Annotated in this window: 11 protein-coding genes; 4 read left to right on the top strand and 7 right to left on the bottom strand. The window is 32.4% G+C overall.

Annotated elements, in window-relative coordinates; translation table 11 throughout:
• Positions 1-9: 9 nt before the first annotated feature.
• Complete coding sequence (locus tag BUE22_RS10120; protein ID WP_042566182.1) at positions 10-1011, top strand: DUF3078 domain-containing protein; 1002 nt, start codon at positions 10-12, stop codon at positions 1009-1011.
• Here the strand turns inward: BUE22_RS10120 and BUE22_RS10115 are convergent, their stop codons facing one another.
• Both BUE22_RS10115 and BUE22_RS10110 read right to left on the bottom strand, forming a co-directional pair.
• Entirely contained in the window at positions 1012-2358 is a 1347-nt protein-coding gene (locus tag BUE22_RS10115) for a deoxyguanosinetriphosphate triphosphohydrolase (protein ID WP_073394923.1), read from the bottom strand.
• Between the two features lie 78 nt (positions 2359-2436).
• Positions 2437-2898 (bottom strand): Lrp/AsnC family transcriptional regulator, encoded by a 462-nt coding sequence (locus BUE22_RS10110; RefSeq protein WP_042566180.1) that lies wholly within the window; start codon positions 2896-2898, stop codon positions 2437-2439.
• Positions 2899-3055: 157 nt separating this feature from the next.
• Between BUE22_RS10110 and metE the strand changes: the two genes are divergently transcribed.
• Positions 3056-5377, top strand: coding sequence for a 5-methyltetrahydropteroyltriglutamate--homocysteine S-methyltransferase (gene metE, locus BUE22_RS10105; protein WP_073394922.1), 2322 nt, complete (start codon positions 3056-3058; stop codon positions 5375-5377).
• Between the two features lie 330 nt (positions 5378-5707).
• Here metE and BUE22_RS10100 read toward each other — a convergent pair whose 3' ends face one another.
• Both BUE22_RS10100 and BUE22_RS10095 read right to left on the bottom strand, forming a co-directional pair.
• The gene (locus BUE22_RS10100; protein ID WP_073394921.1) at positions 5708-6304 is read right to left on the bottom strand and encodes an outer membrane beta-barrel protein; all 597 of its coding nucleotides are present in this window, start codon (positions 6302-6304) and stop codon (positions 5708-5710) included.
• 162 nt (positions 6305-6466) lie between these two features.
• Entirely contained in the window at positions 6467-7045 is a 579-nt protein-coding gene (locus BUE22_RS10095; RefSeq protein WP_042566177.1) for an outer membrane beta-barrel protein, read from the bottom strand.
• A 148-nt stretch (positions 7046-7193) separates the two neighbouring features.
• On the opposite strand from BUE22_RS10095, the gene gldA reads away from it, so the two are divergent.
• A complete protein-coding gene (gene gldA, locus BUE22_RS10090) occupies positions 7194-8090 on the top strand; it encodes a gliding motility-associated ABC transporter ATP-binding subunit GldA (protein ID WP_073394920.1) in 897 nt (298 codons plus the stop codon).
• A gap of 434 nt (positions 8091-8524) precedes the next feature.
• The gene (locus BUE22_RS10085; RefSeq protein WP_073394919.1) at positions 8525-10648 is read left to right on the top strand and encodes an outer membrane beta-barrel family protein; all 2124 of its coding nucleotides are present in this window, start codon (positions 8525-8527) and stop codon (positions 10646-10648) included.
• Between the two features lie 207 nt (positions 10649-10855).
• Here the strand turns inward: BUE22_RS10085 and BUE22_RS10080 are convergent, their stop codons facing one another.
• The 3 genes from BUE22_RS10080 to BUE22_RS10070 form a co-directional block, all read right to left on the bottom strand.
• Entirely contained in the window at positions 10856-12028 is a 1173-nt protein-coding gene (locus BUE22_RS10080; RefSeq protein ID WP_073394918.1) for a PepSY-associated TM helix domain-containing protein, read from the bottom strand.
• Positions 12029-12141: 113 nt separating this feature from the next.
• Positions 12142-13371 (bottom strand): DUF4374 domain-containing protein, encoded by a 1230-nt coding sequence (locus BUE22_RS10075; protein ID WP_073394917.1) that lies wholly within the window; start codon positions 13369-13371, stop codon positions 12142-12144.
• Positions 13372-13462: 91 nt separating this feature from the next.
• Positions 13463-15808, bottom strand: coding sequence for a TonB-dependent receptor (locus tag BUE22_RS10070; RefSeq protein ID WP_073394916.1), 2346 nt, complete (start codon positions 15806-15808; stop codon positions 13463-13465).
• Positions 15809-16096: the final 288 nt, after the last annotated feature.

Here is a 16096-nt window from a genome sequence, read left to right as displayed (position 1 = left end):
GTTAACCTAATGAAATTATTTCGATTCACCATCTTATTATTCCTTTTTAGTTTTTCAATTACGACGTCTGCTCAAATTATTCGAACTACGCTAGATCCTTCCCAATTGCCAAAAATTCCTTCAAACTGGACAAAGAAAAATCAAATAGGTTTTGATATTTCAGAAATTGCATTTGTTAACTGGAGCGCGGGGGGAACAAGTTCTATCTCTGGTTTATTTAAAGGTGAATTTGGAAGAACTTATGCCAAAGGAAATCATAAATGGGTGAATGAACTTATTGTAAAATATGGTTTAAATAAACAAGATGGTACCGAATTAAGAAAAACTGACGATGCTGTTCAGTTGAACTCTACTTACGGATTTAGAAAAGACACTTTATCAAACTGGTATTATTCTGCCAAGTTTAATTTTAACACGCAATTTACAGACGGTTACAATTATCCTAATAGGGATATTGCAATCTCTAAACCATTTGCACCGGCCTATATCTTTTTAGGAGCCGGAGCTGAGAATTCAAACAAGCAAAAAGACAGAACATTTTATTTCTCTCCAATCACGTTAAAAACTACTTTGGTATTAGATCAATATTTAGCAAACCAAGGTTCTTTTGGTGTTAAAAAAGCCGTTTATATAACTGATCCTAATGATCCTGCAAGTCAAATTTTAGTTGAAGAAGGACAAAAGGTAAAAGCCGAATTTGGTATTTTATTCACCGGATATATGAAAAGCGAAATTTATAAAAACGTTTTTTATGAAAACAGACTAAGTTTATATACCGATTATCTGAACAAATTTGGAAATGTCGACATTGATTATGACACGCGTATAGACCTTGTAGTTAATGCTTATGTAAAAGCAAACATTGGGGTTCATTTAGTTTATGATGATGACATCAAAACCAAAATAGATGTTGTAGACCCGGTAACAGGAACAACAAGTCAGGTTAATGACGGACCAAGAGCTCAGCTAAGACAAGTTCTGGGTGTAGGTCTTGTATATGCTTTTCAGTAATTAATTATTCTTTCTTCCGTTAATAGTTTCGAATAATTCTAAAGCATTTCCATCTGTCAACAGAGAAACAAAATGACAAATATGAAGCAAACGTTCATATAAATTAGTTTTATCTAAATGATGCTTTTCCGGCAGCATTTTTAAAATTAAATTATCATAATTGGATGCCTTTCCTTCATATTTGTTATTAAAAGCTGTTATAAATTTATCCAGCAAGGTTTGAATAATTTGATAACCCACAATTTCCTTTTCAATTACTTCACGGCTTTGATAGATTTTCTCAACACTTAATTTGATAATATCATCCATTTGGGCTTTGTATTTGCTTTTATCTGTTAAAGCAAAAGGAAATTTTCCGGCCAGGATTGCTTCTTCATTTTCAATAAAAACATCAACCGCATCGTTTATTAAAGCTCCAATTGCTAAAGCTCTTAAATAACTAATGCGATCTTCTTTGGTCTCTAACATTTTATATTTTGAAACGCCAATATTGTCTTTTACAAGTTTTATTAAATATTCTAAAGCGAAATCTTCAGAAACTAAACCAAGATTTATCCCATCTTCAAAATCAATAATTGTGTAGCAAATATCGTCTGCAGCTTCTACCAAATATGCAAGAGGATGTCTTTCAAAACCAATATCTTCACCTTCTTTGTTGGCAATCATGCCCATATCCTGAGCTACTTCTTCAAAAAATGATTTATCAGTCTGGAAGAAACCGTATTTTTTATCGGCAATATTGTTTGTTGGTTTTTTAGGAAGACTTTCTTTTGGATATTTCATAAAAGCGCCTAAAGTGGCATACGAAATTCTCAGTCCGCCCTCAATTCCCGGACGACTGGCTGTAAGCACAGAAAATCCATTGGCATTTCCTTCAAAATCAATCAAATCCTGCCATTGTTTTGCTGTTAGTTTATCTTTATGTTTCAATCCGTTTCCTATTGAAAAATATTCACCAATAGCTTTTTCGCCAGAATGACCAAAAGGAGGATTTCCTATATCATGCGCCAAAGATGCCGCCGCTACGATGGCACCAAAATCATTCATATGATAGCCATGAATTTCTTTTAAGTACGGATATTTTTCGATAATTTTTTTTCCAACCAAACGCCCTAAAGAACGCCCTACAACTGAAACTTCTAAACTATGTGTCAATCTCGTGTGTACAAAATCTGTTTTTGAAAGGGGAATTACCTGTGTTTTATCCTGCAAAGATCTAAAGGCCGACGAAAATATAATTCGGTCATAATCTACCTCAAATCCCAAACGGGTATCATCTTGTTCTACACGTAATCTTTTGTTAGTATCGCCTTGACGTTTGAGTGATAAAAGTTGTTCCCAGTTCATTTTTTAATTTTAGATTGTAGATTTTAGATTTAGGATCTAAATGTCAAAAATACATTTTATTTTAGGATTTTATAGCGATTAAAACTCTAAAGCTGTGCTATGTTTAATTTCTCCCATGACAAAAATACTGTTGGTATTTCCAATATTTTCTATGGTTGATAATTTATTCATGACAAAATCCTGATAACTAGCCATATCCTGAACCAATATCTTTAGCATAAAATCGTAGTCTCCGGCAATATTATAACATTCTATAATTTCTGGAAGTGCCACAATATCTTTCACAAAATTACTTCCTACATTTTTTGCGTGCTCTTTTAGGCGAACATTACAGAAAACCGTCATACCGCGATTCATTTTTTTCTTATCTAATAAAGCAACATATTTAGTAATATATCCGTCGCGTTCCAGTCTTTTAATACGTTCATAAACCGGCGTTACCGTCAAAAATAATTTACTTGCGAGGTCTTTTGTATTGATATTGGAATTTTCCTGCAGGTGTTTAAGGATCAACAAATCGGTTTTATCTAAGTTTTCCATAGTAATTTTTACGGCTAAAGTTCTTTTAAATAAATTTCATCAGTAATATAATCTTTGAAAAAAGCATTTTAAAAGACATTTTACTTAAATAATAACCAAATATAAGTATTAAAACCTAAAACAATAAATTTGTTCAGTAAAAAATACTGAGACAAAAATGAAGACAAATAATTTAGGTTACCCACGAATTGGCAGCAACAGAGAACTGAAAAAAGCCAGCGAATTGTATTGGGCAGGAAAAATTTCGGTTGACGAACTTATTGATGCCGGAAAAGAAATTCGCCTTAACAACTGGAAATCACAAACTAAAGCCGGAATCGATTTAATCCCTTCTAATGACTTTTCTTTTTATGATCAGGTGCTTGATTTAACATTGGCTTTGGGTGCCATTCCGGAGCGTTATCATGAATTTGCCAAAACCAACTCTTCTATCGATTTGTATTTTGCAATGGCAAGAGGCGCGCAAAAAAACGGACAAGACGTTGTGGCGATGGAAATGACAAAATGGTTTGATACCAATTACCATTATATTGTTCCTGAATTTACAAAAAACCAAAAATTTGAATTGTTTTCAGAAAAAATAATTAATGAATTTAAAGAAGCAAAAGATTTAGGAATTGCTACAAAACCAGTTTTAATTGGGCCAATTTCTTATTTACTTTTAGGAAAAGAAAAAGAAGAAGGTTTTCACCGAATTGATCTTATCGATAAATTGCTTCCGGTTTACTTTGAAATTTTCGAAAAATTACAAGCCGAAAATGTAGCATATATTCAGCTTGACGAACCTTTCTTAGCTTTAAATTTAACGGATAAAGAAAGAAACACTTTTACAGAAGTTTATAATGAAATCAATATTCGTTTTCCAAAAATAAAAATCATTCTGGCAAACTATTTTGATTGTTTTGGCGAAAACCTGGCTACTGCATTGGCTTTGCCTGTTGACACTTTTCATTTAGATTTAGTACGCTGTCCGCTTCAACTAAATGATATTTTAGAATCAGGAAAATTAAACACTACTGTAAATCTTTCATTAGGGGTTGTTGACGGGAGAAATATCTGGAAAAATGATTTCAAAAAATCGTTGGAATTAATCAAAAAAGCTACTGATGCTTTGGGAGAAAACAGAATTTTAGTTGCTCCGTCTTGTTCTTTAATTCACAGTCCGTGTGATTTAGACTTAGAAACAAATGATGCAACACTTACACCTGAAATCAAACAATGGCTTGCTTTTGCCAAACAAAAAATCAGTGAAATTGTATTATTAAAACAATTTGCTTCAAACGAAGTGAATACTGAGAATTCTGAAGATTTTAAACAAAATACAATCGCGAATGAAAATCGTAAAACTTCAAAATTAATTCACAATAATGAAGTTAAATCGCGTGTAGCCAACATTACAGCTTCTGACGATAAACGTAAAAGTACATTTGCAACGAGAAGAAAAAGTCAGATCGAAGCTTTGAATCTTCCATTATTTCCAACAACAACTATTGGATCTTTCCCTCAAACGGCGGAAGTAAGAAGCTGGAGAGCGAAATTTAAAAAAGGCGAATTAACCGTTGAACAATACAATGATTTAATCGAAAAAGAAACCGAAGCTACGATTCGTTTTCAGGAAGAAACGGGAATTGATGTTTTAGTTCATGGTGAATTTGAACGTAATGATATGGTGGAATATTTTGGAGAACAATTAGCCGGATTTACCTTTACTAAAAATGGCTGGGTTCAAAGTTACGGAAGCCGCTGCGTGAAACCCCCGGTAATTTATGGTGATGTTTCGAGACCAAACCCAATGACTGTAAAATGGTCAAAATACGCACAATCCCTAACTCCAAAATGGGTAAAAGGAATGCTTACAGGACCTGTAACGATTTTGCAATGGTCATTTGTTCGTAACGATCAGCCACGTTCTGAAACTTGTACGCAAATTGCATTAGCGATTCGTGATGAAGTGGTTGATTTGGAAAAAGCAGGAATCAAAATTATTCAAATAGATGAACCAGCGATTCGCGAAGGATTGCCATTGAGAAAAGAAGAATGGGCAAATTATCTGGATTGGGCTGTAAAAGCTTTTAGAATTTCCGCAAGCGGTGTTAAAGACGATACACAAATTCATACACATATGTGTTACAGTGAATTTAACGATATCATCCAAAATATTGCTGACATGGATGCCGATGTTATTACAATCGAATGCTCGCGTTCGCAAATGGAACTTTTAGATGCTTTTGCCAATTTTAAATATCCAAACGAAATTGGACCTGGGGTTTATGATATTCACTCGCCACGTGTTCCTTCGAGTCAGGAAATGGTAAAATTACTAGAAAAAGCTTCGGCTGTAATTCCTGTAGATCAATTATGGGTAAATCCCGATTGTGGTTTAAAAACACGCCATTGGGATGAAACCAAAAAAGCTTTAATCGAAATGGTTGCCGCTGCTCAAGAAATGAGAGCTGCGGTTGAAAGTCCGGTTAATTAATACTTTTTATTTAATATATTTTTGTTTTTTAATGTCAACAAGTGAAGTCGGAAATCTGTAGTCATGATTTTTTGGCTTCACTTTCGTTGGCATTTTTGTTTTTAAAAATAAAATGAGTTAAAGTGAATTTTGAAGCAGAAAATTATGTTTCCAAAACACGTTCTGTCCCGCTATCCGCTATATCTTTTATGTCCGCCGCGGCGGACACAAAAGGATATCGCTTCTATCGGGGCTAAATGAGAATTTTTAGTTTTTAAAAGACTTCACGTAAAAAGCAAAAAGCATCCGCCAACGCGGATGCTTTCTTCAAAATTGAATATAATTTATATATTAAAAGTTTTTAGAAACTCCAATATTAACTGTTTTCCCAAAATTGAAATAGAATTTACTAACATCAGTATCACTAGTGTCAAAACTTAATGTTTCGTATCCTAAACCACCAATGCTAAAGTTTAACCCAAAACCTTTTTTCATATTTATAAAAAGTGCTGGTGTTATTCCTGCGTAAAGTCCATCTGCTTTACTTTCTGAAGTAAGCGATCCGTTAATATAATCTTTATTTTTCTGATTTTGGAAACCAGCCCCTAAATCGGCAAATACTGAAAATGTTTCACTCAACGGAACCGAATAACGCACAAATGCGCCTACTTTGAAAGCATTAAATTTCGATTCTGATTCTCCAATACTATTTAAAGAAAATGTTGATTTTGAAGAAGACAATGCAAATTCAACACCAGCTGTCCAGTTATCGTGAAACTGATACCCCACCTTTGGAGAAAAACCAAATGAATTTGATTTTCTCTCTTCGCCTTGATTATCATTTTTTTCAGAAGTAAATCCAATGTTTCCACCAACTAAGATTGTTCCCTTTTGAGCATTTGCAAAGCTAAACATAGCCAATGCAAGAATAAGTAGCATTTTTTTCATATGTAAGATTTATTAAGATTTTACATAGACTAAACAACAAAAATACCACGATTTCATTCTAACAGATTTCTTAACAATTTGTTTAAAATCGAATACATAAAACATCTTAAAACAAAAAAGCATCCGCCACGGCGGATGCTTTCATTTAATATAATCTTAAGATTAGAAGTTTTTAGAAACTCCAATATTAAATGTTTTACCAAAATTAAAATCGAAGTTTTTGTATTCTGGTCCGTTGTTTTCGTAGTTTATTGTACCGTAGTTTAATCCACCAATGTTGAAGTTTAAACCAAAACCTTTTTTCATATCGATAAAAAGAGCTGGTGTTACACCAACATACATACCGTCACCTTTAGCTGTTGAAGTAAGTGGTCCTGCATAAGTTTTGTCTTTTTCAGCCTGATAACCTAACCCTAATTCTGCAAAGAATGAGAAAGTTGGATTTAATGGCATTGTGTAACGTAAAAATGCACCTAATTTAGTAGTATTAAATCTATCTTCGTTAACTCCTTGTTTCGTTTTAGAAGAACCAAAAGAAGCCTCACCCCCTACTGTCCAACTTTCGTGAAATTGGTAACCTACTTTTGGAGAAAAATCAAATTCATTGTTTTTTACTTCGTTGTTACCAAGAGTTCTGGTTTCTGAAGAATAACCAATACTACCACCAACTAAGATTGTTCCTTTTTGTGCATTTGCAAAGCTAACTACAGCTAATGCAACAATAACTAACATTTTTTTCATTTTGTTTTTGTTTTAAAAAATTTAATAACGCTTTAACAATAACGATGCCGCAACAATTAAACATTAAGATTTTTTTATGAGTTCTTAAAAAGACAAAAATTTAGTAAACGAGCGTATTTCTGTTTACTTTTGTAGCAAATAAATACTCATGTCGATAGAAGTAAACAACATATCAAAAAGTTACGGAACGCAAAAAGCTCTTAACGAAATTTCATTTAAAATTGAGAAAGGAGAAATCGTAGGATTCTTAGGACCAAACGGCGCAGGAAAATCTACGTTAATGAAAATTTTGACCACTTATTTACTTGCCGATAGTGGCTCAGCTCTTGTAAATGGTCATGATGTCATGACAAACACAAAGGCAGTCCAGCTTTCTATTGGGTATTTACCCGAGCACAATCCATTGTATTTGGATTTGTATATTCGTGAGTATTTGGCTTTTAATGCTGATGTGTATCATGTTGCCAAGTCAAGAATTGAAGAAGTAATTCAACTGACAGGGCTGACACCGGAAAGTCATAAAAAAATAAGTCAGCTCTCTAAAGGATACCGCCAGCGTGTGGGACTTGCGAATGCTTTACTGCACAATCCGGATGTATTAATTCTCGATGAACCAACTACAGGTCTGGATCCGAATCAGTTAATGGAAATACGAAATGTAATTAAAAATGTTGGAAAAGATAAAACAGTTTTTTTATCAACTCATATTATGCAGGAAGTAGAAGCTATTTGCGATCGTGTCATTATTATTGACAAAGGACAAATTGTGGCTGATAAAAAATTAGATCATTTAATTTCTGAAAATAAAGAACAGGTTATCGAAGTAGAATTTGATTATCAGATTCAGGAACAGCTTTTAGCAAAACTTGAAAATATCATCTCATATAGAAACATTCATGATATGACCTGGGAATTAACTTTTGTTGCAGAAAAAGATATGCGTCCGGCTATTTTTGATTTTGCCAACGAAAACGGTTTGAAAACATTACAATTAAATCAAAAAAATAAAAATCTTGAAGCTGTTTTTAGAGAGATAACAAAATAGGTTTCAATTTAAAGTTTCAATTACAGAAAAGCTCGTTTTATAAACGGGCTTTTTTGTTTGTCTATTTTTCAATAGAATTCAATTATTCATTTTTCTTACTTTATTTCTAAGGTTAAGTTTTCGAAGTTTTAAAAACGGTTCATTCCCAGTGTTTTGGTGTTTTCTTGAAAAATTTATAGTTATTTTTATTTAGACTTGATATAAATAGTGTTATATTTGGAAAATAAAAACTCCAAAAAACGTTCAAAATGTTATCTCTATACTCCTCCTTCAAAAAATACTTCCTCCGATTAATCAATCGTATTTTGCATTTTCGAAAAGTTCTTTCAGAAAAACTCGAACGCATTGTTTTACCATAAAAACATTCCAAACTTATTTAAATCCCAATTCAATGAGAGTTGAAAAATCTCTCTTAAATTAAATATTACCATAATATGAAAAATATTATAACCTCTCTTATGCTTGCTTTTTCTGTCTACAGTTATTCACAAACAGAAAAAGAAACGGACAGTATTGTTGAAACCTCTATAAATGCGCTTGACGAAATTGTTATTGTAAAAAAGAAGGTTCTTTATACTCAAAAATCAGACAGAATGGTTTTTAATGTTGAAAACAGTATTGTTTCTGAAGGTGGAACGGCATTAGACGTTTTAAGCCGCGCTCCAGGTGTTGTGGTTTCTCAGGATGGCGAATTATCAATTCGCGGGCAACAAGGCGTTGGTGTTATGATAAATGGCAAATTAACTCAGCTTTCTCAAAAGGAACTGGCTAATTATTTAAAATCGACAACCTCATCAAATATCAAACAAATTGAAGTTATTACCAATCCTTCATCAAAATATGATGCAACCGGAAAAGCCGGAATTATCAATATTATTCTAAAAAAACCAAGCAATTCCGGCTTAAAAGGAACCGCTTTTTCAAGTTATGGAAGAGGTAGAAAAAACAGAACAAATTCAGGAATAAATTTAAGCTATAACAAAGACAAATTTGGTGTTTACGGAAACTACAGCTACACCTTTAGAGGCGAAGAAGAGCGCAAAAAATATGATCAGATTCAATATACCGACAATACCAGACAAGAAATTGTAACTAAAAATTATCAGAACGCAACGACTGACGAACCCTTGACTTCAAACAATTTCAAAATTGGAACTACTTACGAAATTTCGCCTAAAACTAATTTAGAAGCGTATGTTGATGCTAAAATTGGCCGTTATGAAAATATTGCCAACGGAAGAAATACGTTATTGAATGCGCAAGATCAATTACAATTTGATGCTTTGACTTATAATGACAGTAAAGAGAAATGGAATGATTATACTTATGCTTTTTCCGGAGTTCATAAATTTGATACTGAAGGAAAAAATATGACTTTTGATTTTGAATACGAGACATCTAAATTTAGATCAAATCAGTTTCAGAGTGCCCAAAATACAGATCAGTCAAGCTCAACTGTTATTAATGACAGAAGAGGTTTTATTCCTTCGCAATTAAAAGTTTTTACAGGAAAAGTTGATTTTACAAATCCCCTAAAAGAAAAGGAAAGCATTGAATGGGGATTTAAAGCAGGGTTGAAAAACAATGATAATCCATCGGTTTATGAATATAACGAAAATAACCAATGGATTATAGATGCAAATTCGACCAATCATTTTGAATATAAGGAACAGATTTATGCGGCTTATGCGAACTATAAATATCAAATGGAAAAACTTAATATTCAGGGTGGGTTAAGAACGGAATATACAGCTATTAATATTCTACAAAAAACGTTGAATGAAGAGCATAAAGATGATTACCTGAAATGGTTTCCTAGTGTTTCAATGAAATATGAATTTAATGAAAATAATTCTGTACACGCATCGTATAGCAAAAGGATTAACAGACCAAGCCAATTTGATTTAAACCCATTCCGTTTTTATGATGATTCTTTTAATTATTCGCAGGGAAATCCAAATTTAGTTCCCGAAATTACTCATGCAGCAGAAATTGGATATGCATGGAAAAGCACTTTTATGGCTTCGGTATATTTTAGCAAAACAAAAGATGTTTTTACAGAAGTGTATGTCTACAATCCTGCAACCAATACAACAGTAACTTCTCAAATTAATGTAGATAAATCATATAATTATGGTGTAAATATTACCAACACAAATGAAATATACAAATGGTGGTCACTCAATACACTTTTTAATGTTTTTGAAAATAAATTTATGGGAAATACTGTAAATACAGATATAATAGACCCAATAATTACTTTTAATTTAAGTGCACAAAATGCCTTTACAATTTCTGAAACATGGAAAGCTGAAGCAAATGCACAATATCAATCGAAATCAAATTTAGGTATTTATGAAAGAGCTGATTTTTTTGATTTCAGCATCGGAATTTCGAAACAAATTTTGGCAAATAAAGGAAATATCAAACTGAATTTTACTGATATTTTCAACACTAATAATTTTGATATTAAATCGGTCATCGGACAAACAGGAATTAATAAACAATACGAGCTTGATAACCGTATTGCTACAATTGCCTTTACCTATAGAATATAAGCCTATAATATAATTCAATCTTTGTTTTTTTGTTTTTTTGTGTTAGTAAAGAGCCTGTTTGTAGTTAGCAGGCTCTTTTGTATTATAAAACATCATCAAAAACTTATTTACTTTAATCTAAGAAGGAAAAAAGCCTTTTGAAAATCGTTAATGTATTTTCAAAAGGCTTTTCTATTCTCATTCAAACCAATACGTTTGAAATAAAAGCTAAGATTTTACTGTTGGTTTCTGTTTTTTCTTTCTTCCTAACCAAATATAAAAACCTGTAATTGGCAAACTGGCACAAATTAAACTGGCTGCAAAATAAATTATTTTAGTTGTTAATCCGCCGATGGCACCAACATGAAGACTATAATTAGAGCGACTCATCCAATCATGGAATTTTTCATCGTCAATGTATTTTCTTGAATTCGGAAGCAGTTCTAATGTTTTTGGATCAAAATACAAATCTCTCCAATTTCCGTTATGCATATCTGTACAGGCATAAAAATCATCCTTTGGCTCATCAGGAAAATGAATAATAACGGCTTCTTTATTTTCTTTTGCGATTTCTTTTCGAACTTTATTCCAGATAAAATCTGCATCTGTTAGTTTATCTAATTGTGGTGTAGCTAATACATCTTTTTTGACTGAAAGAATTTGTTCTTTTTTCTCTTTTTCATTTGCCCAGCCACCGGTAATCCAATAAGTACTTTCTCTTACCCAATGAAAAGTCATAATCAATCCAGTTAATGAAATAAGCAAAGCCAAAATGAGTGTATAAAACCCCATTACGTTATGCAAATCATAATTCAAACGTTTAAACTTAGCATTCCATTTAATTTTAAAACTGCTATTTATCGTAGTTTTATTCCATTTTTTTGGAAACCAAAGAATAAGTCCGCTGATAAGCAAAAAAAAGAAAATAAAGGTTGCCCATGATGTTATGGCAGTTCCTATTTCTTTCCCCAGCCACAAATAGCGGTGCCCTTCGTCTATTTCATGGAAAAAATCTTCATGATCAACCATTCCGGTTATCTTACCATTATAAGGATTTACATAAATCAAAGAATCTGATTCAACATCAACTTTTATTGTTTTATCTAAACCATTATACCATAAGCCATGAATTTCCTTTTCCGGCAAAGCTTTCCTGACCAAAGCATAGATTTGAGAAGGGGGCAAAACTTTCTCCGGACTTTGAGCTTCTACATTTAACCAAGGCGAAGTCAATCCTTTTATTTCATGCTCAAAAACCAAAATACAGCCTGTAACTCCCATTATTACGACTACAATTCCAGAAGCAAGTCCGAGCCATAAATGAAGCCAGGCGTTTATTTTACTGAAGCGTGATTTGGATTTGGATTTTGTTTTAGAAGGTTTTGTATTGATTGTAGACATTATAGCAATCTTAGTATTTCATCAATAATGAAATCGTTATTATTAAAAAAACCATATAATCAATATCCGTCGAGACATTGATTATATGGTTAAGTATTAAAAAACTCTTAGAATTATTGTCTTGGAGTTAATTTTGTAATAGCCGAAATATCAGTTCCACCTCCAGTAACTTTTGCTCCTGCAGTTGCAACACCAGTTGCGATATTAATTTTGTAAACACGAACTTCATCATTAGTTACAAAAGCTTTGTAAGCGTTTCCATCCTCTACAAATAAACTTCCAACTCCAAAATAACTATCACCAGCGTGAAGAGGTAATCCTGTAACTGGAGTTATAGTTTTAGAAGGTAAATCTATAATTGCAGATTTAAACTTGTATGAAGAATGATTAAGAAATCCCCAATCTACAGTATCGTCTGCAGTTGGAAGGTAAACAATATATGCTTTTTCGCCTCCAAGTGGATATGCTGCAATTACTTTTCCGTTAAGAGTACTTGCCTGGATATCTAAGAAATAATTAGCGTCAAAATCAGTCTGTCCTTTATTAATACGCAAAATTCCAGAATGTTCATCTTCTATTGCAACATAACCAGCAGCCATAGCATTTGAAGAGAAAGTATAAACGTTACCTGAATCAGTACGAATGATCCCAGTATTTGTATAATACATTCCTACTGCAGTTGTACGTGTATCAGCGATTCTTTTCACAAAGTTTAATGATGGATAATCATAAACTCTGATATAAGCTTGTTTTTGATCAATAGCCCAGTTATCGCTTGCATCTCTATCAAATACAGAAACGAATACTTTATCTCCTACAACAGTTACTCCTGTTGGAAAATCAAAACGCCCTGTAGTTGTAGCAAAATTATTAAATTTACGACCTGTAATAGCCTGTTTTACCGGATCATAAATAATTAATTCATTATCTGTAGAACTTCCTTCCCAAGAAGCACCAACAATTAATAATTTATCGTCATCTGTCACTCCATATGCAAACTGTGATTCAATAAACACGCGGTTTCCAGCAACTAATTGACTAGCAGCATTTAAATAAAAAGGAGCAGCTCCTTCTACTTCTGTATCACAAGCAAACATAGTATTTGCAAGTGGAATATATGAACCACCTTGCTCAATTCCTTTTCCTGTCATGTCAATAGTTCCGGTCATTAATTGATCTAATGAATCAAAACTCCACATATAATTACTATTCCAGGTTGCTGTTTGATAACCTAAAACATATTTACTTCCTTCTGTTGTATTGTCATCTGAATTATCACTGCTGCATGAGAAAAACGCAACTGACATTAGCGTTAATGCTAATAAATTTTTAATTGTTTTCATATCTATTTGATTTTTAATTAATTTTTTCCTGTTGTTTAACAGATTTTTATATTGATTGTATTTGAATTGTTTTTTTAAAAGGCGGATTAAACTACATAAAGAAATATCTCAACTTTAGAGTAAATGATCTACCCGGTTTTTGCACATTATAATAATCGTATAACTTCACATCAGTAATATCAAAGCATTCTAAAGCAATGTTATAACGACCGTTTTTTAGTGAATAAGCTAAAGATGCTGAATAATAAACCTGTTCAGGAATTTCTTTTTTATTCTGTTTTCCTAATGTTGGAGGATTTAAATAATAACTGCCTGCATAACTAGTCGATAAATTAATAGTAAATAAATCGTCAGTGTATTTTAAATTTTTAAAGTAGAAACCGAGATTAGCATTTCCATAAAAAATTGGTACGTTAGGTACTTGCGTTTTATATAAGTAATTAACCTGATTCGTTCCTGGCAGAAGTGTATCGTCCATGTTCAGCGTTTTTTGATATGTAGTATTTAAATCAAAAGTGAACCATTGTTTGTAGCCATAATGAATAACTCCATCAATACCTGTTACCTGAATATTTTTGAAGTTGACGTTTATACTTTTATTACCATCTAATTGAGGCTGAATAAAATTATTTGCCTTTCTGTAAAGCAAATTTCCTTCAAATGCAAAAGAATGGACTTTGTATGTTTTTTTATAAGCGAAACCTAAGTTAACATTATCACTAACTTCAGGTTCAAGCGTTGGATTTGGATTTATCCTAACTCCACCATCTCCTAATAATTCAATTGCTGACGGAAGCCTAAAAGCATGTTCATAAGATGCTTTCACCTGAAACTCCTCAGGAATTACAAAATAAGCTGCAGCAGTACCGTATCCTAAATCATTAAATGAAGGCTTTATTACTCCATTTTCCTGGGTCATTATTTCTCCGTGTAAATCAAGCATTTTGGCAAAAGTCGTATAAGACAGCCTTTTCTCTAATGCTGATAAACTATAAGAAAGCCCAAGTATATTTTTATTGATGTAAGGTTCTGTTGGTATATCTGTAGTTGTATACTCGTTATCCTGCTTACGTTTATAGCCTAAATAAGTATAATTAAGGGCGAAAGAATTATTCTCGTTTAAGTCGTATTTAAGATTTGCATTACTCTGAAGTGATTTTACATCAAATACCATTAAGGTTTTAACAGTATTTATTTCTCCTCCACTTTCATAACTTTTAATCTCATAGTGTCCAGACCAATCATATCTTGCAGATGAAGTATCGACAGTTCGTTCTTGTGCAATGTTATAAGAAGCAGCTAAAGTGGCTGTCAAATCTTTAGTAAATAAATTTGATTTTTTATATTTTATCGAAGGAACAAAATTCTGACTATCTGTAAAAGCATCACCAACAACTCTTAACATTGTTGTTCCTTGTTGTATTTCTTTTTTATTAGCACTTACAGCAGCACCAATTAATAAATAGTCTGCATATTTTTTGTCTTTCACTCCAACTTCTGCCATAACCGTACCCTGTTTATAACCATCGTGAAAATGTTTAAGTTTTTGAATTGGCCCATATACTCCAGAAAAAGAATCCGGAATACTTGCATCGACTTTATAACTGTTGTCCGAATAATTAGCAAAAGCATTAATATTTGCTACCAATCCTTTTTTACTTGTAAATCTGGTATTAATAGCAGCTTTATGTGTATTAAACGAGCCAAAACTATAAGAAGCATCTATATAATGATTTACATTTTTATTTGTTACAATGTTTACCGCTCCACCTAATGCATCACCTCCTAATTCAATTGGTACAACGCCTTTATAAACATCGATGCGTTCAGCCATATTTACAGGAATATTATTTAAAGTAAAAGATGAGCCGTAATTGTCAATAGGAATTCCATCTAGAAAAAATTTAACCTGATCTCCCGAAAATCCATTTAAAGAGAAATTAAAAGCCGATCCCATTCCTCCTGATTCGCGTACACGTACACCAGTAGTTTTATTTAATACCTGATTCAAATCAGCTGAAGTATTATAAAGTTGCTTTAAGTCAACAGCCGTGATATTAAAAGCCTGTTCCCTCACTCGTTGTACCTTTGTTTTACCTGTTACCTGAACCTCATCCAAAGCCGCCATATCTTCTTCTATACTAATGCTTGGTGCAGTTTGATTAGATTGCAGATTAATTTTTGTTTGTTTTGATTTGTATCCAACATAGGTAACGGATAAAACATAATTGCCCGGTTCGGCACTTAGTTCATATTCCCCTTTTTCATTTGTTAATGTTGAATAAGCTGTTCCTTTTAATGCTACAGAAACACCTTCAGCAGGCTGACCACTATCTGTTAAAATGACACCGGTTAAATTTACTTTACTACTTTGCGAAAAACCCTGAATTGATGCCAGCAAAACCAGCATCAAGATTAACAATCTTTTTATTTGCATTATTTAAAATTTGAATGACAGTTAAAATTTGGCACAAAATTAACTTCTCCAATGGGTTTTTCCAAATTATATTTAATTATTCTAAATAAGGATTATAATTAACTTTTAAACTGTTTTTTCTCAAAAAAAAAGACTCAATTATTAAGATTAACTTAATTCAGTCTTAATAATTGCTTAAAAAATAATCAAAAGGGTTAAAAAAAGATAAAAACATTTTATTAAAAAACTTACAAAAATTCACAAAAAAAGTCCTGTTTATGGGTAAACAGGACTTTTAATAAATACTTG

The organism is Flavobacterium pectinovorum, assembly GCF_900142715.1.
Classification (GTDB): Bacteria; Bacteroidota; Bacteroidia; order Flavobacteriales; family Flavobacteriaceae; genus Flavobacterium; species Flavobacterium pectinovorum.
Note: the sequence above shows the minus strand (reverse complement) of the source record. Positions and strands in the feature narration are given on the sequence as shown.